The 21,644-nt window shown below is 46.7% G+C and carries 14 protein-coding genes and 1 other annotated feature; all 14 genes read left to right on the forward strand.

Features of this window, described 5'->3' with window-relative positions:
* The first annotated feature begins 70 nt into the window (after positions 1-70).
* The 14 genes from BW42_RS01135 to BW42_RS01200 all read left to right on the forward strand — a co-directional run bounded on the left by BW42_RS01135 (position 71) and on the right by BW42_RS01200 (position 21,629).
* Positions 71-3,118, forward strand: coding sequence for a hypothetical protein (locus BW42_RS01135; RefSeq protein ID WP_035406412.1), 3,048 nt, complete (start codon positions 71-73; stop codon positions 3,116-3,118).
* Positions 3,119-3,865: a response regulator gene (locus BW42_RS01140; RefSeq protein ID WP_035406415.1), complete on the forward strand. Its 747-nt coding sequence runs from the start codon at positions 3,119-3,121 to the stop codon at positions 3,863-3,865.
* Positions 3,865-4,884, forward strand: a complete 1,020-nt coding sequence (locus BW42_RS01145) for a HEAT repeat domain-containing protein (protein WP_035406418.1) — start codon at positions 3,865-3,867, stop codon at positions 4,882-4,884. Before BW42_RS01140 ends, BW42_RS01145 begins: the two co-directional genes overlap by 1 nt.
* Positions 4,874-6,307, forward strand: coding sequence for a glycosyltransferase (locus tag BW42_RS01150; protein ID WP_035406421.1), 1,434 nt, complete (start codon positions 4,874-4,876; stop codon positions 6,305-6,307). Before BW42_RS01145 ends, BW42_RS01150 begins: the two co-directional genes overlap by 11 nt.
* 27 nt (positions 6,308-6,334) lie before the next feature.
* Positions 6,335-7,477: an AI-2E family transporter gene (locus tag BW42_RS01155; protein ID WP_052018986.1), complete on the forward strand. Its 1,143-nt coding sequence runs from the start codon at positions 6,335-6,337 to the stop codon at positions 7,475-7,477.
* 214 nt (positions 7,478-7,691) lie between these two features.
* Complete coding sequence (hemA, locus tag BW42_RS01160) at positions 7,692-9,032, forward strand: glutamyl-tRNA reductase (RefSeq protein ID WP_035406423.1); 1,341 nt, start codon at positions 7,692-7,694, stop codon at positions 9,030-9,032.
* An 83-nt stretch (positions 9,033-9,115) separates the two neighbouring features.
* Positions 9,116-10,042: a hydroxymethylbilane synthase gene (hemC, locus tag BW42_RS01165; RefSeq protein ID WP_035406427.1), complete on the forward strand. Its 927-nt coding sequence runs from the start codon at positions 9,116-9,118 to the stop codon at positions 10,040-10,042.
* The gene (locus BW42_RS01170) at positions 10,008-10,712 is read left to right on the forward strand and encodes a uroporphyrinogen-III synthase (protein WP_231496832.1); all 705 of its coding nucleotides are present in this window, start codon (positions 10,008-10,010) and stop codon (positions 10,710-10,712) included. Before hemC ends, BW42_RS01170 begins: the two co-directional genes overlap by 35 nt.
* The gene (gene hemB, locus BW42_RS01175) at positions 10,709-11,698 is read left to right on the forward strand and encodes a porphobilinogen synthase (protein WP_035406433.1); all 990 of its coding nucleotides are present in this window, start codon (positions 10,709-10,711) and stop codon (positions 11,696-11,698) included. The genes BW42_RS01170 and hemB overlap by 4 nt, the downstream gene beginning before the upstream one ends.
* Positions 11,695-13,005, forward strand: coding sequence for a glutamate-1-semialdehyde 2,1-aminomutase (hemL, locus tag BW42_RS01180; RefSeq protein ID WP_035406436.1), 1,311 nt, complete (start codon positions 11,695-11,697; stop codon positions 13,003-13,005). The genes hemB and hemL overlap by 4 nt, the downstream gene beginning before the upstream one ends.
* 54 nt (positions 13,006-13,059) lie before the next feature.
* Positions 13,060-13,289, forward strand: a binding site (T-box leader).
* A 50-nt stretch (positions 13,290-13,339) separates the two neighbouring features.
* Positions 13,340-15,976 (forward strand): valine--tRNA ligase, encoded by a 2,637-nt coding sequence (locus tag BW42_RS01185; RefSeq protein ID WP_035406439.1) that lies wholly within the window; start codon positions 13,340-13,342, stop codon positions 15,974-15,976.
* 54 nt (positions 15,977-16,030) lie between these two features.
* The gene (locus BW42_RS01190; RefSeq protein ID WP_035406443.1) at positions 16,031-17,263 is read left to right on the forward strand and encodes a folylpolyglutamate synthase/dihydrofolate synthase family protein; all 1,233 of its coding nucleotides are present in this window, start codon (positions 16,031-16,033) and stop codon (positions 17,261-17,263) included.
* A gap of 79 nt (positions 17,264-17,342) precedes the next feature.
* Positions 17,343-20,924 (forward strand): DUF5057 domain-containing protein, encoded by a 3,582-nt coding sequence (locus BW42_RS01195; protein ID WP_231496833.1) that lies wholly within the window; start codon positions 17,343-17,345, stop codon positions 20,922-20,924.
* 18 nt (positions 20,925-20,942) lie between these two features.
* Positions 20,943-21,629 (forward strand): ankyrin repeat domain-containing protein, encoded by a 687-nt coding sequence (locus BW42_RS01200; protein WP_035406445.1) that lies wholly within the window; start codon positions 20,943-20,945, stop codon positions 21,627-21,629.
* Positions 21,630-21,644 lie beyond the last annotated feature (15 nt).

A 21,644-nucleotide genomic window follows, 5' to 3' on the forward strand; every position in this document is an offset into this window, starting at 1 on the left:
TTATATGAACATCATTTGATTCACGTTACAATGATAGGAACAAATTGTTCTAGTGGGAGGCTATGCCAATATGAGGCGTTATAAATGGACGTTCGCAATCGTCGTCTTACTCGTTCTGACACCATTTGCCATTTGGTTCTTGAAGCAGGAAAAGACATTAAACATTGCGCTATTTGATTACACGAACGGAACGGAAGAGCGAGAGCATGCCGGAACGACGTGGTTATTGAATCACTTAAAGATCCGAAATACGCAAGGGCAAGATTATACGTATTCGGACTACATCAACCGTTATGATGGTACACAAGGTAAAAAAATGTTACGACAAGCCTCTAAAGCAGATGTGCTGTTGTTTACGGATACGTACGGAAAATCATATGACGTCAACGGGAAAAAAGAACATCGTGGTGGCTTGACGACAGAAGACGTCGAGCTCGCAACTGAAGCGATTTCGCAAGGGAAAACCGTCGTGGCGGAATTTAATACAGCAGCAAGTCCGACGTCAGTCGAGCGGTCCAATGCGTTTCGACAATTATTCGGGACGGCTTGGACAGGATGGATCGGTCGATTTTTCCCAGATTTAACAAAACTGCAAGGTCTTGAGAAAAACGTCGTAGCTCAATTAAAAACACAAGCGAAAGAAAAAGAGTTCAAACTATCAGGTCCGGGTTATGTTTTTATTAATGATTCGACCGAAAAAGCTTTTTTCGTCAATGATGACACTCCTTTACTTTACAAGTGGGATCAAAATAAGGGGAATGCAAAAGATGAGGTCCGTTATAACTACTGGTTCGAGATTCTTGAACTAGATGGCGGGAAACAACAAGCGCATTTCTCTTGGAACCCTTCGAAACAGACACAAGCAATGCTTCGAAAATACCAGTTGCCGCTTGAGTTTCCAGCGTATGTCACGCAAGGAAGTGGTCACTATTTTGCTGGTGATTATACGGACGTCGCGGATATCCCACGTTATTATCGATACAGTGGTCTCGATTGGTTCCGCAAACAGTTCATCCTCGATAGTGCGGAAAGTGAATCGGCGTTCTTCTGGAAGATTTACGCCCCGACGCTGACGCGGATTCTTGAGGATACGAAACGGATCTCGACACAAACTGCGAAGGTCAAACCACTTTCAAAAACGAAGGTCGGTAACCAAGAGTTGCGGACCCGAGCTCGTGAAGGACAGGACACACTTGAGATGTATCAAGATGGTGAATGGAAGCCGTACTTCGTTAAGGGTGTCAACATTGGACTTGGTCGACCAGGTGCATTTCCTGGGGAACATGCCATCAGCCGAAACGAATATGATCGTTGGTTGAAGGAAATCGGAGCGATGGGGGTCAATACGATTCGTGTGTACACGTTGCACCCTCCTGCTTTTTACGATGCATTAAAAGCTTACAACGAACAGGCGAAACAACCGATTTATCTCATGCAAGGCATGTGGGTCGAAGAGAAGCCGTTCGAGGAACTAAAAAATGCATTCGATCCAAAGTTCATGAAGATGACAGATACGGAAGCAAAACGAATGGTTGATGTCATTCATGGAAACGCAGTCGTTAAAGAAGTTGTTGGTCATGCTTCCGGAACATACACTTCAGACGTCTCGCAATACGTTTCAGCATTCGTCTTCGGAATCGAATGGTTACCGGAAGCTGTCGTTGAAACAAATAAAAAGAACAAAGGAACACGTTTCGAAGGACAATACGTAACGACGACGAAAGAAGCGTCTCCTTTCGAATCGTGGTTAGCAGGTCGGATGGATACGGCGACTGCACACGAAATCAAAGAGTACGGCACAACACGACCAATCGGTTCGACGAACTGGCCGACGACGGATCCGTTGAAACACCCAAAAGAGATTGAGGAAGAACAGGACCTCGTTTCCATTGATTTCAATCACTTAAAAGCAACGAAGGATTTCCCGGGTGGCTTGTTCGCGTCTTACCACATCTATCCATACTATCCTTCGTTCATCAAGGAAGAGTACAGTCAAAAAACGGACAAAGGATCTGAATCGTATGCCCGTTACTTGAAGAAGATGAAGGATTATCATGATATGCCGCTACTTGTATCAGAATTCGGAATTCCGAGTTCTCGCGGGAAGACGCACCTCGGACCAAATGGTTTCGATCAAGGGCATGTCAGTGAGAAGAAACAAGGCGAACTCGTCGCACAACTCTATCAAGACATTAAAGATGTCAAAACAGCCGGTGGACTCGTCTTCATCTGGCAAGATGAATGGTTCAAGCGGACGTGGAACACGATGGATTATGATGATGCCAATACGCGTCCCCGTTGGTCGAATGTCCAGACGAGCGAACAACATTTCGGTATGCTTGGTTTCCTGCGTTCAGATATCGTCATTGACGGGAAATTGGATGATTGGAAAGGGTATGCACCAGTCGCTGAAAATAAGGATCAAGCGATATATATGACATCCGACGAAGCCTATCTCTATTTGCGTATCGACCGGAAAAAAGCAGAGCCGACGACACTTGCGCTATCGACGAAACCAAACGATGGGAATACGAAAGTCGGTCCGTTGATGCTTGATGAAGGAGCGGAATATCGCCTGACGATCGATCAGAAGGCGCGCATCGATGTCGATGCTCGTTATGATATCTTCCGTTATCACTATGGTCTCAAGATGCCGTTTGAGATGGTAAAACCACCGTCTGATCAAAAAGACAGCGGTAAGTTCGTTCCAATTTATCAAATGCTCGATTATGCAAGACGCGACCCGATGACGAAAAAAATCGTCAAACCAGCCGTAAAGTGGGACACGGGTGTTCTACATGAAGGAGAACCAGACGATATCTTGACAGATATCTCAGATATCACGAAACCAACCGTAGAGCTCCGTATTCCATGGATGGTCTTGAATATGCGAGACCCTAGTAAACATGAAATCATCGGTGACTTCTGGAAAGATGGATTAGAAGCGAAGATGATTACGGAAGGAATCGAAGTCACAGGTCAAGTCGGTGAGACACGTATCCCTGAAAAAGATCGTGGTTTCTACAACTGGGCAGAGTGGACGAATCCGCAACAGCGAGAAGAACTGAAACCTGTCTATCGGACGATGAAAAAAGCATTCACTGAGGGAGGAAATTAAATGCGACGTGAAGAGATGTGGAAATTAATCAATCAGTCGTTTGAATCAACAAGTCAAGATCGTGAGGTCAGTTCGACGATTGAATGGACGGAAGAAACCGTCCGGCAATCGTCGACGAATACCTTGTTCGTGCACACAGTCGGACAAATGCCGGAGGCGGTCAACGGATTGATTGAAGAGGGATGGTGCGTGCGGACGGACATTTCTTATGCCGATGTCGTTCTCGCAAGCGAACCTGTCATCGAGGAACGAATTCCCGTCGTGTATTTTAATACAGAGACTTCTTTCTATGGTTTAGAAAATGCGCGAGAAATTCTACCGGCGACACTATCGCGGGAGCTTGTCCTTGACCGGCTAGCGCGTTATAAAAAAATCCATCATATCGCGGATGTCGTCGTCGTAACGGAAGATCCGCATATCCGTCGGATGATGGAACGGGAACTGACGGAACGCTTCGAACGGTTCGTAACATTCGAACGAGCAGAGACATTCCTTGACGAGTACGTAGCATCCCGTCCGTACTTACTCGTGTTTACGTCAGCATTACCACGAGCAGATGGGCTGGAATTACTACTGCGAGCAAAACATCAGAGTGTCGCACCGTTCCAATCGATGATGATTTCGATGTACAACCGTGAACGCGATCATGTTCTTGCGATTGACCGAGGTGTTGATTACATTATGACCCTTCCGTTAAAAATCGAAGAATTCCGCGCGTGGATCCGAAAAGTTGAGGATGGCCGATGATGCAGGCGATTCTAGTATTTATCGTTGTACTCGTTTTCTTACAAGGTGGAGCATTGGTCTATCTCGTCGTTCAAAAACGAAAACGTGCCAACCGCGAGCATGCCCGTAGCGATTGGCAACTTGTCTTTCGAGATGACATCTACGACTATGCGACAGGTGAACGTCAGGACATGCCGACGGTTCAAAAAGGAAACGAGGATTTAGCTGAGCTTGAACTCTTCGCACTATCCAACTTAACAGCAACACCGGCACATCTCGAACGAGTGCAAGCTTTTGTCGCTGCTAATATGCATGCCTATTACGAACAACAATTGAAGCATCGCCGGATTGACCGTCGCTTGAACGCTTATGAGGCCGTCTCTCAATTCCGTTTGGTAGCAGTCGCACCGATGATTCATGCGCGTTGGGGAAACACGATTGAAAAAGAAGAGAGCGATGTCATCGTTCGGACCCTCGTCTCACTATCACCGCAAGATGCGATCGCCATCGCCAAGCAAGAAAACTGGATTAGTTTCTTCGGTGCGATTCTTGCGGTCGGTCGTAGTCAAGACTTAGAGGAATGGGTGGCTGCGTTTGAAGAATTGACACTGTCCTTTAAGTTAGCGATCCTTCAGTTGATCTTTGATCGCGATGAGACACGTTATATCGCACTCGTTCGTGACAAGACGACAGATGAAAATCCGGAAATCCGAAAACGTGCCCTTCGTGCGCTCACGCGAATCGGGCTTGAGGAGGACTGGAAGTTATATGTGCCTTACTTGGAAGAAGAATCAAGTTGGGTTGAGCAAATGCTTGCCCTTCGTTTCCTAGAACATGTCGTTCCAGCCGATGCGATACCAGCGATCTTACCGTTTGTCGGTAGTCGATCGTGGTGGGTCCGGACGGCTGCCTTTGATGCGCTGCTTGCTTGTGGCGGGATCGAACAATTGGCGAAGGTATCAAGTACACACCCCGACCGCTATGCGCGTCAAAAAGCTACAGAACGGTTGGCAAAGGAGATGAAACATCATGTCGTCTGAGACAATCCAAGCCATTATTGAAGTCCTTTCATGGACAGTGTTGATTTATATGTTACTCGTCATCGTGTTCTATTCGATGCTTTACCTGATTTCAGCTCAAATGGTGCGACGGCAACGCTTCCGTCGGAAAGAGAGCTCTTACTTGCCACTGATGCGCTCTCTCTATACACGGCCGGTCAGTATCCTTGTACCAGCGTACAATGAGGAATATACGATCGTCTCGAGTGTCCAAGCTTTGCTAGCACTTGACTATCCGGAGCATGAAGTCATCGTCATCAATGATGGTTCAAAGGACGGAACGATGGACGAATTGTTCCGATCGTATGAGCTGGAGAAGGAAATCCGCTATCCGAGGATTCTAATTGGTTCGAAGCCGGTCAAACAAGTCTACCGTTCGCGGATCGATAGTCGTTTGATCGTTATCGATAAAGAGAATGGTGGAAAGGCGGATGCCTTGAATGCCGGTATCGACCATTCCAGTTATCCGTATTTCTGCTCGCTTGACGCGGATTCGATTTTAGAGCGGGATGCCCTATTAAAAGTCATGAAACCGATCGTCGAGTCCGACGAAGAGGTCGTCGCGACATGCGGTTCAATCTTCCTCGTCAATGGCTGTACGATTGAAGGTGGTGAAATCGTCGAGATTCGGACACCAAAACAACGGATCGTCTTGATGCAGATGATTGAATATTTCCGAGCATTCTTATTTGGTCGCCTTGGACTTAGCCGTTTCAACATCTTATTGATTGTCTCTGGTGCGTTCGGTCTGTTCCAAAAGAACATCGTTGTCCAGGCAGGTGGATATAAGGAAGGACTTGTCGGCGAGGACATGGAACTTGTCGTTCGTTTGCACCGATACATGAAGGAAAATAAACTCGATAAACGCATCGAGTACGTTCCGGCACCAGTCTGTTGGACGCAAGCTCCGGAGTCAATGGAAGTGTTACGGTCACAACGAACACGTTGGCACCGTGGGCTAGCTGAGACGCTCTGGACCCATAAGCGCATGATCGGTAATCCGAAGTATGGTTCTATTGGTGGCGTTTCGATGCTATATTTCTTTTTGATTGAATTACTCGGACCTATCGTTGAACTGATCGGATATTTCATCATTCCGCTCAACCTGCTCGTCGGGACGCTTAACTTTGAATTTGGTATCGTCTTATTGGTCGTCGCTTTACTCTATGGTTCCTTATTATCAGCAGGTGCCGTATTATTGGAAGAGTGGACGATGCACCGATTCAAGAACGTCAAAGAATTGATTCGGTTGTATTTATGGTCCTTGACCGAGTCGTTCTGGTACCGTCCGATTTTAGTCTTCTTCAAACTAGGTGGATTGATTCAATTCTTGACTGGTCGAGGAAACTGGGGACAGATGGAGCGCCAACGTCTCGAAGACGTCACCGAGGAAAAAGTCGGCTGACGAATAGGTATGAGGAGGATATGCTAGGTGGATTTGTTACGAAACAAATGGTTTAAAGCATTAATTTGGGTATTAGTGATTTTTCTTGTCATCTGGGTCGGTACAAAGATCTCATTTTTATTCCAGCCGATAAAAGTCATGCTGGCATTGATCTTCCCACCGCTCATTATTGCGGGTATTTTCTATTACTTCACGCTTGGGATCGTAGATGCGTTGCAAAAACGAGTCAAGAAACGTGGTCTTGCCGTGTTGATCGTTTTACTTGGTTTCATCACGATCCTGACGATCGCCGTCGCTTCAATCGGACCGATCTTAGTTGAGCAGGTGACAGATTTTGCAACGAGCATTCCGACGCTCGTCATCGAATTGCGTGATCAAACGTTAAATTTACGCGATCAGCTGATGGACAATCGTTTTATCTCGACCTGGGTACATGAGAATACAGATTTATTTGATAAGTGGACGAATGAAGCGACATCGTATGTCGGTACCGTCTTCAAGTCCGTCTCGACGTCCGTTGGAACGATTTTCGGTGTCATCTCTTCGACGGTCTTAATCATCGTCTTAGTGCCGTTCATCTTAGTGTATATGTTGCTTGACGGGTATAAATTCCCTGACTCCGTCGTGAAATTGTTACCGCGTAGCTACGAAACGGAAACGCGTAAAATTCTGCACGACATGCACGTGACAGTGAAGCATTACGTCAACGGACAGGTCATCGTCTCAATCTGCGTCGGTGTGATGTCCTTGATCGGCTTTTTCATTGCTGACATTCAATATGCGTTATTACTTGCCTTATTCTGTACGGTGACGAACATCATCCCGTATCTTGGACCTTACATCGGTGCCGTCCCGGCAGTCATTGTCGGATTCATTGATGATCCGATCAAAGCGGTCTATGCGATCATCACGATCGTCGTCGCGCAACAAATCGAATCGAACTTGATTTCTCCTTACGTTCAAGGAAAAACACTCAAGGTCCATCCCTTGACGATCATCATCGTTTTGCTCGTTGCCGGGAAAATCGGTGGCATCATCGGTGTCATCTTGGCAGTTCCGACCTATGCGGTCTCAAAAGTCGTCATTCAGAACATCGCTCGGATTTATCGTTTACGTCAGCAACGTCTCGATGTACCGGACGTGACGGTATCACCTGAATCGTTGAAGTAAAGTGTAACCCTCTGCTCTTTTTAGGAGCAGAGGGTTTGTGATTTTTACGGGAGAGGGATAAGGTAGAAGAAGAGAAAAAATGAAGAAGATTTCACAACTTCGACTCATTTTAGTTTATAAATTGATTGGAATCTTTTTTATAATGGTTATAATGTAGGATAGAGAACGAAAAGATAGATCGGAACGAAATCTTTGGACGTAAGGGGTAGAGCGCATGCATATCGTAGTGGTCGGCTTGAATAACAAAACAGCGCCTGTATCAATACGCGAACAAGTCTCATTTGGGGAGCATGAGATGAAGGGAGCGGTCGTCGCATTGCGCGATGAAAAAAGTATCTTTGAAAGTGTCATCGTCTCGACATGTAACCGGACGGAACTGTACGTCGTGACGGATCAGCCACATACAGGACGGTATTATACAAAACGTTTCCTTGCAAACTGGTTTGGTTTGACGATGGAAGAGCTCGAGCCGTATCTCTTCATCCATGAAGGATTCGATGCGATGAAACATCTGTTCCGCGTGACAAGTGGTCTTGATTCAATGATCGTCGGTGAAACGCAAATCCTTGGTCAGGTCAAGACAAGCTTCTTCATGGCACAGAAGCTTGAAACGACAGGAACGGTCTTTAACAAACTCTTCAAAGAAGCGGTCACGCTCGCCAAACGGGCTCACGCAGAAACTGGAATCGGTGAAAATGCCGTTTCTGTCAGTGCTGCTGCCGTCACGCTTGCCGAACAGTTACTCGGATCGCTTGAAGATAAATCGATTGTCGTCATCGGTGCGGGAGAAACTGGCGAATTGACGACGCTCAACTTATATGAAGCAGGAGCTCGTGACATCACGGTCTTTAACCGGACGCTCGCCAAAGCAGAAGAGGTCGCGAATCGGTTCGAGGGATCAGCGCATTCGATTAACGAGATGCAGTGCGGTTTGCTTCGGGCAGACATCGTCATTTCTTCAACAGGTGCAAAACGTGCCATCATCAAACGGGAAGACATCGCAGCAGCACAGCTGTTCCGTCACGATCGTCCATTCTTGTTGATTGACATCGCAGTACCGCGCGACATCGAACCGACCGTTGGTGACTTGCCAGGCGTTCATTTATATGATGTCGATGATCTGACATCGATTGTCCAGCAAAACATGGCGGAACGGATGAAGGAAGCGGCGAAAATCGAACAACGAATCGAAGCGGCAATCGCTGAGTTCGAAGGGTGGATGACGACACTTGGTGTCGTGCCGATCATCACGGAATTACGAGACCAAGCATTGCGGATTCAACAAGAGACAATGCAAAGCTTGGAACGGAAATTACCGGAGATGTCAAAACGTGAAAAAACCGTCATTGGTAAACACATGAAATCCATCATCAATCAATTGTTGCGTGAACCGCTATCTTACATCAAAGATGCGGCAGCGAAACCGGATGCTGATGAGCGGATTGCGCAGTTCATGGATACGTTCGCATTAAACGAAGACTTGTTTGATGGGCTCGAAGATGAAATCGTGACGTCAGAAGAGACGACACCTTCAGCAAAAGCTGTGAACCGGTGAACAAAGTACGATTTGTGTTACAATAGAAAATGCATGGGGCGGACTTGTGCCGCCCCTTTATCATTGTACAGGGGGATTTTAGCATGCGAAAAATCATTGTTGGATCGCGAAGCTCGAAGCTAGCGATGACACAGACGAAATGGGTCATTGACCAGTTGAAACAAGCCGGCGCGCCGTATGAGTTCGAAATCAAGAACATCATCACAAAAGGAGACCGCATTTTGGATGTGACGCTCTCAAAAGTCGGTGGTAAAGGGTTATTCGTAAAAGAGATCGAACAGCAGATGATTGACGAAGAAATCGATTTTGCTGTTCACAGCATGAAGGATTTACCGTCTGAACTACCGGATGGTCTCATCATCGGTGCCACACCGGCACGTGTCGATGCGCGTGATGCCTTGATCACGAAAACAGGAGAAGGTCTTGCTTCCTTGCCAGAAGGTGCGGTTGTCGGCACGAGCAGCTTACGTCGTGGGTCACAATTGCTAAAACTCCGCCCTGATTTAAAAATCGAATCGATTCGCGGGAACATCGATACACGACTTGATAAATTAAAAAATGGTCCGTTTGACGGGATTCTGCTTGCAGCAGCTGGTTTAAAACGGATGGGTTGGTCTGAAGATGTCGTATCGGAATATCTTTCAACAGAAGACATGATTCCAGCTGTCGGTCAAGGAATCCTCGGTATCGAATGTCGCGAACATGATCAAGAAGTACGTGATCTCCTGCACCTGATCCATGATCAGATGACAGAAAAAGTGGCATACGCAGAACGCGCTTTCCTAGCAGCCATCGAAGGTAGCTGTCACGTTCCTGTTGGTGGATTCGCGACGATTAACGAAGACATGTCAACGACACTTGTCGGATTCATCGGATCCGTCGATGGGGAGCAAATTCTAATCGAGCGCGAATCAGGTCTTGACCCGATGCATCTCGGTCAAGACGTTGCCGAACGTCTGCTTTCTTCGGGCGGTCGTGAGATTCTCGCAACACTTCCGGATGACTTGTAAGCAGGTATTGTTCACGGGAAGTCGACCACCGACGAACGAGCAGATGGCGCGACTGCGTGACGTCGCAATCGAGTCAGTGCATTATCCGGTCATTGAAACGCGACCTGTTTCGTTTACGTTGCCGAAGGGAATTGATTGGCTCATCGTGACGAGTCCGAATGGCGTCCACCGGGTTGCTGATGCATTGCCTGAATTAGCAGAAACGCGTATCGCGGTCGTTGGACGAAAGACAGCAGATACACTTGCGAAGTATGGTCGAACAGCCGACTTTTGTCCGTCAACCTTTACAGGAGACGCACTCGTCGCAGAACTGGAACCATACTTGTCTGACGGCGATCATATCGTTTTTGCGCGAGGGAACCGATCGCGGCAAGCACCGGTCGATCAGTTACGAAAACTGAATCGATATACGATCGAGGATATCATCACCTATGAAACCGTCACCCGTCGACTACCTGAAGCTCTTATCAGAAATGCCACCTATATTGGACTGCAGAGTCCTTCCGCTGTCGAAGCGATTGCTCCGCTAGACCTGAAGACGACCTTCATCGTCATCGGGACGATCACGGAGCAAGCAGCAAAAGCAGCCGGACTTCAACCGATTCATGTCGCCCGTGAATTCACGGTGGACGGCATGATTGATCGTATCATTGAGGAGGAATCAGCATGAACACATTAGAATACGCACGTCACCGTCGTTTACGTCATACCGCATCACTCCGGTCACTCGTCCGCGAGAACCAGTTGCATAAATCGGATTTGATTTATCCGATTTTCGTTGCTGAAGGCGAAGATATCAAACGCGAAGTCAGCTCGATGCCTGGCGTCTTCAACTTATCACTCGATCATCTGACGGCTGAGATTGAAGAAGTCGTCGCACTCGGAATCGAATCTGTCATCTTATTCGGTGTCCCGCACGACCACTTAAAAGACGAGCAAGGATCAGGTGCGTTTCACGATCACGGGATCGTTCAAGAGGCAACACGTCTCGTCAAAAAAGTTGCTCCGCAGCTAACGGTCATTGCCGACACATGCTTATGTGAATATACGTCGACAGGTCACTGTGGAATCGTCGCGGACGGAACGGTCGATAATGATGCGTCATTACCGCTTCACGTCAAAACAGCCATCTCACAAGCTCAGGCGGGTGCCGATGTCATCGCTCCATCATCAATGATGGACGGATTCGTCGCAGCGATTCGTCAAGGGTTGGACGAGAACGGCTTCAGCCATATTCCGGTCATGAGCTATGGCGTTAAATATGCATCTGCTTATTACGGTCCATTCCGTGACGCGGCAAACTCGGCACCAGGAGAAGGCGACCGGAAAGGCTACCAAATGGACCCAGCAAACCGTCGCGAAGCGTTCCGAGAAGCAACAGCGGACGTCGATCAAGGAGCTGACTTCATGATCGTCAAACCTGCGCTTGCGTTCATGGACATCATTCGTGATGTGCGCGAGCGGATTGATCTACCAATCGTTGCGTATAACGTATCAGGTGAGTATGCGATGGTCAAAGCTGCAGCCCTGAACGGCTGGATCGACGAAGAACGAATCGTCCTTGAGACGATGCTTGGCTTTAAACGAGCAGGAGCTGATTTAATTATCACCTATTTCGCAAAAGACATTTGTCGTTACCTGGAGGGGTCGAAATGAGCTTAATTAACCAGAACTCAAAATCAAAAGAAGCGTTCGAGCGGGCACTCCCGCTCATGCCGGGTGGTGTCAACAGCCCAGTCCGTGCTTATAAATCGGTCGGGATGACACCAATCTTCGCAGATCATGCGAAAGGATCAAAGCTCTATGATATCGACGGAAAAGAGTATATCGATTACGTCCTGTCATGGGGACCGATGATTCTCGGTCATGCCGATCCAATCGTCACGTCAGCGATTCAAGAACAAGCGATGCGTGGCTGGAGTTACGGGACACCAACAGAAATCGAATCAGCGATGGCGGAAGTCGTCATCAGTCGTGTACCGTCGGTCGAAGTCGTCCGGATGGTCAATTCAGGAACAGAAGCGACGATGGCTGCCCTTCGTCTCGCACGCGGCTATACAGGTCGGACAAAAATCTTGAAGTTCGAAGGCTGTTACCACGGTCATGGGGACTCACTCTTGATTAAAGCAGGTTCAGGTGTCGCGACACTTGGACTACCAGATTCACCAGGCGTTCCGGCGCAAATTGCGAGCATGACACTGACGGTTCCTTACAACGATTTGGACGCTGTCCGGATCGCGTTTGAAAAACACGGCGACGATATCGCTGGTGTCATCGTCGAACCGGCTGCTGGGAACATGGGCTTCGTGCCACCAGAACCAGGATTCCTTGAAGGCTTACGGGAAATCACATCAGAAAACGGTGCGTTATTGATTTTTGACGAAGTCATGACCGGTTTCCGTGTCGGATTCCACTGTGCGCAAGGACACTTCGGTGTCACGCCGGATATCACGTGTCTCGGTAAAGTCATCGGCGGCGGAATGCCAGTCGGTGCTTATGGCGGACGTCGTGACATCATGGAACAGATCGCACCACAAGGTCCAATTTATCAAGCAGGTACGTTATCCGGGAACCCACTTGCGATGGCAGCGGGTCTAGCGACACTGACGCAATTGAAACCCGAGCACTATGAAGAGTTCGACCGGAAAGCGAGCCGTCTGTCTGAAGGCTACCTGAATGCTGCGGCGAAATATAACATTCCGCTGACGACGAACCGTGCGGGTGCGATGTTTGGTGTCTTCTTCACGGATGAACGTGTCACGAACTTTGAAAAAGCGAAAACATCGAACCTTGAGATGTTCCGTTCGTATTATCAAAAGATGGCGGCGCGTGGTGTCTTCTTACCACCATCACAATTCGAAGGTCTCTTCCTCTCGATTGCCCATACGGACGAAGATATCGAACAGACGATTGAAGCCGTCGAATTGACGTTCAAGGAACTCCAAGTTGAGTTCGATCGTTAAGCAGTTCTTGACGATTGATTGAACTCTCGGCTAAAATGAATAAAGAAGAAAATGGCAACAGCGATGACGGGAAGAGTAATCCTGTATTCGTACCGGCGTAGAGAACACATCCTTGGCTGAAAGATGTGACGGACGAACAGGAGGAAGGTCACCCCACGAGCTGGTATCGTGAGTCTTACGAGCGATATCCGTCCTCCACACGTTACGTGGCTCGAGGGCATCCGATGTTGGATGAACTAAGGTGGTACCGCGGAAAAAAGCAACGGCTTTCTTTCGTCCTTAGCATAGGACGAGAGAAGCCGTTTTTATTATGGACAAAAAGGGAGCGATCAGGATGCAGGAATTATCAATGCCAACGAAATATGATCCGCAGGCAACGGAAGAAAAATGGCACGACTTTTGGTTAAAGGGAGAGTACTTTAAAGCTGATCAAGATCCGGAGAAAGAGCCGTACACGATCGTCATTCCACCACCGAACGTCACAGGTAAATTACACCTTGGTCACGCTTGGGACACAACATTACAAGATATGCTGACGCGGATGAAACGGATGCAAGGGTTCGACGTCCTGTATCTACCGGGAATGGACCATGCTGGTATTGCGACGCAAGCAAAAGTCGAACAAAAACTGCGAGCAGAAGGGAAATCACGTCTTGAAATGGGTCGTGAGAAATTCCTCGAGCAATCTTGGGCATGGAAAGAAGAGTATGCGTCAACGATTCGTGCACAATGGGCAAAACTCGGTCTTGGACTCGATTACTCGCGTGAACGCTTCACGCTCGACGAAGGGTTGTCAGAAGCAGTTCAAGAAGTCTTCGTTAAACTTTACGAAAAAGGCTTGATCTATCGTGGCGAATACATCGTTAACTGGGACCCAGCGACGAAAACAGCGATCTCGGATATCGAAGTCATCTACAAGGATATCGAAGGGGCGTTTTACCACCTCAGCTATCCACTGACGGACGGTTCAGGTCATGTTGAACTAGCGACGACACGTCCTGAGACGATGCTTGGTGATACAGCGATTGCCGTGAACCCGAAGGATGAGCGTTACGCTCACCTCGTCGGAAAAACGATCACGTTACCAATTGTTGGTCGCGAGATTCCGATTGTTGCGGATGAATATGTCGACATGGAGTTCGGTACAGGTGTCGTGAAGATTACACCTGCACACGACCCGAACGACTTCGAAGTCGGTAACCGCCACGAATTACCACGTGTCCTCGTCATGAATGAAGATGGAACGATGAACGAGAATGCAGGTAAATACGAAGGCATGGATCGTTTCGAATGCCGGAAACAAATCGTTGAAGATTTAAAAGCAGAAGGTGTTCTAATCAAAATCGAACCACACTTGCACTCTGTTGGTCACTCGGAACGTTCAGATGCAATCGTCGAGCCGTATCTCTCATTGCAATGGTTCGTCAAAATGGAACCACTCGCGCAAAAAGCACTCGAGGAACAACAAGGACCAGACAAGGTCAACTTCGTTCCGCAACGCTTTGAAAACACATATGTACGCTGGATGGAAAATATCCGTGACTGGTGTGTTAGCCGTCAACTGTGGTGGGGACATCGCATTCCGGCTTGGTACCATAAAGAAACAGGCGAAGTATACGTTGGCAAGGAAGCACCAGCAGACATCGAGAACTGGGAGCAAGACAACGATGTTCTCGATACATGGTTCTCTTCAGCCCTTTGGCCGTTCTCAACGATGGGTTGGCCGAATACGGACGCAGCGGATTATCAGAAATACTTCCCGACATCGACACTGGTTACGGGATACGACATCATCGCCTTCTGGGTATCACGGATGATCTTCCAATCGTATGAATTCACGGGACAACGTCCATTCCAAGACGTCTTGATCCACGGATTGATTCGTGATTCGGAAGGACGCAAAATGTCGAAATCCCTCGGAAACGGGATTGATCCGATGGATGTCATCGAGAAATACGGTGCTGATTCACTGCGTTGGTTCTTAACGACTGGATCGACACCAGGCAACGACCTCCGCTTCTACTGGGAAAAGATTGAAGCAACGTGGAACTTCTCGAACAAACTATGGAACGCAAGCCGTTTTGCCTTGATGAACATGGACGGTCTAACGTTTGATCAGATCGATTTGACAGGCGAGAAATCACTCGCAGATAAGTGGATCCTGACACGTTTACAGACAACGATCGATGACGTGACACGTCTATCGGATAAATATGAGTTTGGTGAAGCAGGACGTATTCTCTATCACTTCATCTGGGAAGACTTCTGTAACTGGTATATCGAGATGGCGAAGTTGCCGCTCAACGGAGAAGACGAAGCAGCGAAACAAACGACGCGTTCGGTTCTTGCCTATACACTCGACCGGATCATGCGCTTGATGCATCCATTCATGCCGTTCATCACGGAAGAAATCTGGCAACACTTACCGCATGAAGGTGAGACGATCACACGTGCCGCATGGCCGACACGCGAGGCGTCACTCGACTTCCCGGAAGCTGTTCCAGCATTTGAAGCGGTTCAGAACGTCATCCGTTCGGTTCGTAACATCCGCGCGGAAGTGAACGCACCGATGTCGAAACAGATCCAATTGTTCATCTCGACGAACGACGCACGTGTTCAAGACGACTTGTCGTCTAATAGCTCGTACTTGCAAAAGTTCACGAACGCGTCTGAACTCCGGATTGAAGAGCAAATGCCAGCGCCAGAAAAAGCGATGAGTGCGATCGTAACAGGAGCAGAATTGTTCATCCCGCTCGCAGACTTGATCAACATCGAGGAAGAAATCGCGCGCTTGAATAAAGAACTCGTCAAGTATACGAAAGAAGTCGAACGGGTCGAGAAAAAACTCAACAACCCTGGCTTCGTCGGCAAAGCACCAGCACATGTCATTGATGAAGAAAAAGCGAAGGCACTTGATTATACGGAAAAACGTCAAGCTGTCGAAGCACGCATCAACGAACTCTCACACTAATTACAGCAGTGGCTCAAGTCTCCTTGAGCCACTTTTTTTAAAGGAGCGAACAGCATGAGGACGCGAGAAGATGTATTGGATTGGTTATCGAGCTTACTAGCATTCGGCGTCAAACCAGGTCTTGAACGGATGCAAGCGATGTTACTGGAATTACAGATTGACCCGGACGCGATTCCGACGATTCATGTCGCCGGAACAAACGGAAAAGGATCGACGGTCGCGTTCTTGCGTGAGATGGGGGTTGCGGAAGGATTGCAAATCGGGACATTTACGTCACCGTACATCATTCAGTTTGAGGAACGGATCATGTTGAATGGGGTACCGATCGCAGAAGACGATCTCGTTACAGCTGCCATCGCGGTTCAAGATGCCATCAGGCACATCGATCCGGCACTCGGTACGGTCACTGAGTTCGAAGCATTGACAGGACTTGCTTTCTATTATTTTGATCAGATCCGTCCGGATTTCGTCATCTATGAGGTCGGTCTCGGTGGACTGTATGACTCAACGAACGTCTTCAAAAAGCCGGTCGCAGCAATCATCACGTCAATCGGTCACGATCATCAAGCGATTCTCGGAGATACGCTCCAAGAGATCGCCTTACAGAAGTTCGGCATCATCAAACAAGGGACACCGGTCATCGCCGGAAAACTGCAAGAAGAACTGACGGTGCCGTTGATGGCATATTGCGGCGACCGAAATGCAACGTTGAAATGGAGTCAGGAAGCCATCATCCGTTATCGATTAAAAGAGACGGGGACTTGGGCAACGTACGATGGGATTCCCGAGACCCGCTTAGGTCTCGAAGGCCATCATCAAGTTCATAATGCGGCGAATGCCGTCATCTGTGCGCGACGACTCGGATGGTCGAAAGCGGCGATCCGAAAAGGGTTACGAGAAGCAAAACATCCAGGTCGGTTTGAAATCATCTCGCGCAAACCACGAATCATTCTCGATGGTGCGCATAACCCTGAAGGCATTACAGCACTTGTTGAACGGTTAAAGGAAGAATCAAAACCCGTGACGTTGCTCTGTTCGATTTTGCGTGACAAAGACCGGTCGGCGATGCTTGCGCAGTTAAGCAACGTTACACCAGATATTTACGAGACGACATTCGATTTCCCGCGAGCAAGGACACTCGATGAGTTAAAACAAGACGGGGCTAATGTAACGACGGTCGAAGAGTTCTTCGATCAATTAGAGATGGACCGGACATACGTCGTGACGGGATCACTTTATTTCATCAGTGAAGTGCGTCATTATTACGCTTCCGTTTTTACAAAATAGGGAAAATCCTGATTCTCTCGTTATAATGAAATGGGGGAGTATAGTCCCATATTTCAATGATATGATGAGGAGACGATAAATGATGAAACAGTGGGTCCGTCTAGCCTTAGCTACCTTACTGATTTTTTCAAGTTTTACGTATATACAGGAGCCACATTCAAAAGCCGCAACGGGTGAAAAGTTTAAGATTTTAGAGATTCGTGATGAATGGTCAACGACGAATCGGATTGATCCGGGAACCAAAATCACTTCGTTATTGACCGGACTTGATTCAGCGCGTTTTGATGTTAAGAAAATGACCGTCAAGGAACTTAACGCTTCACGTTTTCCGTTAGATGGAGCGTTTGATGCAATCGTTTTTGATCCTTCAATCAATAGTAATGATCAAGAGAAATATTCAATTAAATTATCTGAGTTTGATAAAAGAAACCATAATACAAGTAAAATCGAAAATGATATTACACGACTAAAAAGTAATGAAATCCTCAATGCATATGTTCGAAAAGGGCTACCAGTGTATCTGCATAAAGATATCTTCACGCATGATCAAAGTAATTTCTCAAAGGTCTTGAAGAACTATGTGTCGACGCAAGCAACTGTTTCTTACGAAAATATCAATGATGTCATTAACTCATTGAAGCAAAAAATCAATGTGCGTCCCCGTATCTCGAATGTGACAGTAAAGCAAGCAGGTAACACATTGTCGTCTATCGGTTCGATAGCGGTTCCGAATCGACCAATTGAGTTTAGTTATACTCTTGATCAGTCGATAACTGATACTACAGTGACACTTTATATCGATTTTGACAGTAATGATCAGTTCGATGAATCAGAAAAAGTTGATGAATTACCAGCCGCAGTTAATGGGAAACTTACCTATACATTTGACGTTCCGAGTTATACAGGACCACGACAGTGGATGATTCGAATCAATAAAAGCAATGGATTGTCAGACTATAAGACAGGTAGTTTTTTAATGAAAGATCAATTAGCTGAAGCAAAAGTACTTCAGGTTCTTGGAACGAGAGGAACTGGTTCTCTTCTAGATAATCTAAAAGGAGAAAATTTAAGTAAAAATGATTTTTATAATTTTAATTTAAATGTCATAGATTCAGCTAAATTTTCGAGTGAAGTAACTTCAAAAGATTTAAATGCTTCATATGATATGTTGATTTTCGGATTCCAAGATTCTTATGGTACTGCTAGTCTTACTGACCTGGCATTTGATAAAGTTAAGTCATTTACGAATACGGGACAGGGACTCATGTTGACACACGATACCATCTTTAGATCAAATGTAAAAAATGCGCCAACTCGCTGGGAAGCAGACTACGCTACAGCATCGGGTCAAACCTACTATACAAATATGGGGTTTGCAGCACCTAAAAAATCCACGAAAGCCATTCGACAAAATGAAGGGCAAATGACATCATTTCCTTTTGCGTTAGACAATGAGATTTCGATTGCGCAAACACACAATCAATATTTTGCTCTTGATTTAGAACAACCAGATTTAATACCTTGGTATAATATCAAGGAAACAGAAGCAAATACGGAGACTGGTAGGACGGTAGGAGATGCTCGAAATCACTACTATATGTACACCAAGGGAAACATCACATATTCAGGTGCTGGACATACCTCTTCTTTTACAAATGTAGGGGAGCAGAATCTATTTACCAACACGATGTATCGTGCCTTTATCGGTGCGAATCATAAACCTTTAATCAAAAGTCTTTTACCATATAACAAATCAAGTTATCTTGAAAATGAGCCTTTAGCAATCTCATACCAAATAAACGACTACGATCTACAAGATCGTGAGTTGAAGACGCGCATCTATATTGATGATGAGAAAGTGTTTGAAAACAATAAGTTGAAAAACAACTCATTCGTCAGTCAATCGTTTGAATCGAAACTTAAAGGAAAAACGAGCGTGACGATCCGAATTGAAGCAGAAGATCAACGGGGAGCAAAAACGATTGAGACACGGACCATCCAAGTCGTGCGTCCGGCTGCATCCGCACCATTCGTCCTGTCCCGTTCGATTGATCCAGCAACGATTCCAAAAGGGGAAACAGCCGATATCACCTATACCGTCAAAATGTCTCCGATGATGCAAAAGGATGCCATCGGAAACAATGGATACATCATGGGTCAGTTCTCGGTGACGATGGAAAACATTCTGTTTAACGAACAATTCCCGAGTAACCTTGAAATATTATCGGCGACGGGGCTGACTGGGACGAATATTACCGGTCAGACGATCAAAGGAAATCTTCCGGACATCGAATATGATGAGGCAATTGAAGGCGTTCATAAAGGGGAATGGATCGCGAATCAATCGGAAGTGACGTTTACTGTCAAAGTACGTGCGAAAGATGCCGCAGGAGTTCATTTACTTGATAAAAAAGACAACACGTTGACATCAATAAAAAATATATATCGTGATAAAAAGAATGGGAAAGATAAATCGACGACCGTCGCAAATGATCCACAAGCTTTTCCGACGATTGGTTATGCACTGACACCATCCTTTGCGACAAGTGTGAAGATTCCATCCGTTAAGATGGATATCACGACACCATCTTATAAAGTCTTGCCAGAAATTAATCCTTCAGGCAGTCAATATGGCGCATTAAAATGGTCGATTGTGGATTCGGAAATCGCATCGATTGATGAAGCTGGTGTCATCAAACCGAAAAAAGTCGGAACGACACAGATTAAACTCGTCGTACCAGTCGGAAACGGAAAAGAGTTGACAGCGACTTCAGAACTCGTCATCAATGATGTATTTGGAGGATTAACCGTTCGAAATATACCGGATACATTATATGTGGGAGAGACAAAATCAATGTCCGGAATTGCTTCGATGGTATCGGGACGAAACACACCGATTCAATGGATCGTAACGAACGATTCTCGTGTGACGACGAATGGCTTAACTAAAAATACGTTGGAGCTGACAGGAAAGACGCCAGGAATGGTCACGGTTAAAGCGGTTGTACCTGCAACAGCCGGAAGCTCAACTTATCTTGCTCAGTCACAAGAGTACACGATCCAAGTCAAGTTACCGGAACTATCGGTCTCCCCAAATAATCTGGAACTGTGGGTCGGATCAAATCAAGACGTGACAGCGACGTTTAAACCAAGCTATCTATTACCATTTACGACTTCGACTGTAAGTGGTGCGATTGAGTTGAAACAGACGGCGTCAGGTTATACGATCACAGGTAAATCCGGTACACCAAATGGACCGGTCGAAGCGTTACTCACATTGACAGATTTCCCGGATACAGTCGCGAAGACGCTCGTACGGGTACGCGAGAACCCACTCGATCTGACAGCTGATGATATCGCGATGACGATGAAAGATGATAAGAAATCACCGGTTCTGCGCTGGTTCCCAGTGACGGCGACGGAGCGATTCTATCGCTTGGAAGTCCTTCAAGGTAAGGAATACGTCAAAATTGATGCAACAGGGCAAGCATTGCAACCGTTGCGTCCAGGTGTGGCACGTATCAAGGTAACGGCATTAAAAGAGAATAAAGAGGTGCTCGAAGTCGTGAAAGATAATCAAAAAACACCACTAACGACGACATTTAAGGTAACAATTGGTTCTGAATCAGGAACATCAGACTTGGATGGAGATGTTTACTAAGAAGTGGGGACGCGAGATATGAAACGCAAACGAATCATTGCCGTCCTCTTGATTTTAATTATCATTGGAATCGGGGGGGCGGTATACGTCATAAAAGCGAATCAACACGCAGCACTTGAACAAGGACTACGTTCGGAAAAGCCAGAACGACTTGCTACAGCGTTAAAGGATGCCTCTTTATCGACAAAGGAGAAAAATCGTTACATTCGTCGATTCCAAGAAACACTCGCCTTTGACAAGGCGAAGCTTCTCCTTGACGAACAGACCGTCCAAAATAAAGCGAACTGGTTTTATGCAGCGCAATTCACACCGCGTAGTACGGTAGCTGAATGGTTGGCACAAGGTGCAAAAATCAGTCAACTGAATGCGCAAGGTCAGTCGGTCCTTCATGTCGCGACAAGTGTGAATCGATCGATTGATGTCTATACGCTTCTCGTGAAAAAAGCTTCAAAAAAAGAAATCAATCGGATCGATGACTTCGGACATACACCACTCTTTTATGCCACACTGGATCAAAACGATGCAGCGATTAAACTGTTATTGCAAGCAGGAGCTGATCCGAATCGTGGGAAAGAGCAACCAGTCTATGAAACGGTTAAACAAAATCGAAAAGATTTGTATGTGATGTTACAACAGAATGGTGCAACGGTAGAAAAGAACAAGGTGAAAAAGCTTGTTAAACAATACCGAGCAACGAAATTTTAATCAAAAAAAGAGTCG

Origin of the sequence: Exiguobacterium sp. RIT341, from assembly GCF_000632205.1 — a bacterium.
Lineage (GTDB): Bacteria > Bacillota > Bacilli > Exiguobacteriales > Exiguobacteriaceae > Exiguobacterium_A.

What these genes read in the sequence shown, in the direction of transcription:
- BW42_RS01135 (WP_035406412.1), top strand. Translation starts at nt 71, where the DNA reads ATGAGGCGTTATAAATGGACGTTCGCAATCGTCGTCTTACTCGTTCTG.
- BW42_RS01140 (WP_035406415.1), top strand. Translation starts at nt 3,119, where the DNA reads ATGCGACGTGAAGAGATGTGGAAATTAATCAATCAGTCGTTTGAATCA.
- BW42_RS01145 (WP_035406418.1), top strand. Translation starts at nt 3,865, where the DNA reads ATGCAGGCGATTCTAGTATTTATCGTTGTACTCGTTTTCTTACAAGGT.
- BW42_RS01150 (WP_035406421.1), top strand. Translation starts at nt 4,874, where the DNA reads ATGTCGTCTGAGACAATCCAAGCCATTATTGAAGTCCTTTCATGGACA.
- hemA (WP_035406423.1), top strand. Translation starts at nt 7,692, where the DNA reads ATGCATATCGTAGTGGTCGGCTTGAATAACAAAACAGCGCCTGTATCA.
- hemC (WP_035406427.1), top strand. Translation starts at nt 9,116, where the DNA reads ATGCGAAAAATCATTGTTGGATCGCGAAGCTCGAAGCTAGCGATGACA.
- hemB (WP_035406433.1), top strand. Translation starts at nt 10,709, where the DNA reads ATGAACACATTAGAATACGCACGTCACCGTCGTTTACGTCATACCGCA.
- hemL (WP_035406436.1), top strand. Translation starts at nt 11,695, where the DNA reads ATGAGCTTAATTAACCAGAACTCAAAATCAAAAGAAGCGTTCGAGCGG.
- BW42_RS01185 (WP_035406439.1), top strand. Translation starts at nt 13,340, where the DNA reads ATGCAGGAATTATCAATGCCAACGAAATATGATCCGCAGGCAACGGAA.
- BW42_RS01190 (WP_035406443.1), top strand. Translation starts at nt 16,031, where the DNA reads ATGAGGACGCGAGAAGATGTATTGGATTGGTTATCGAGCTTACTAGCA.
- BW42_RS01195 (WP_231496833.1), top strand. Translation starts at nt 17,343, where the DNA reads ATGATGAAACAGTGGGTCCGTCTAGCCTTAGCTACCTTACTGATTTTT.
- BW42_RS01200 (WP_035406445.1), top strand. Translation starts at nt 20,943, where the DNA reads ATGAAACGCAAACGAATCATTGCCGTCCTCTTGATTTTAATTATCATT.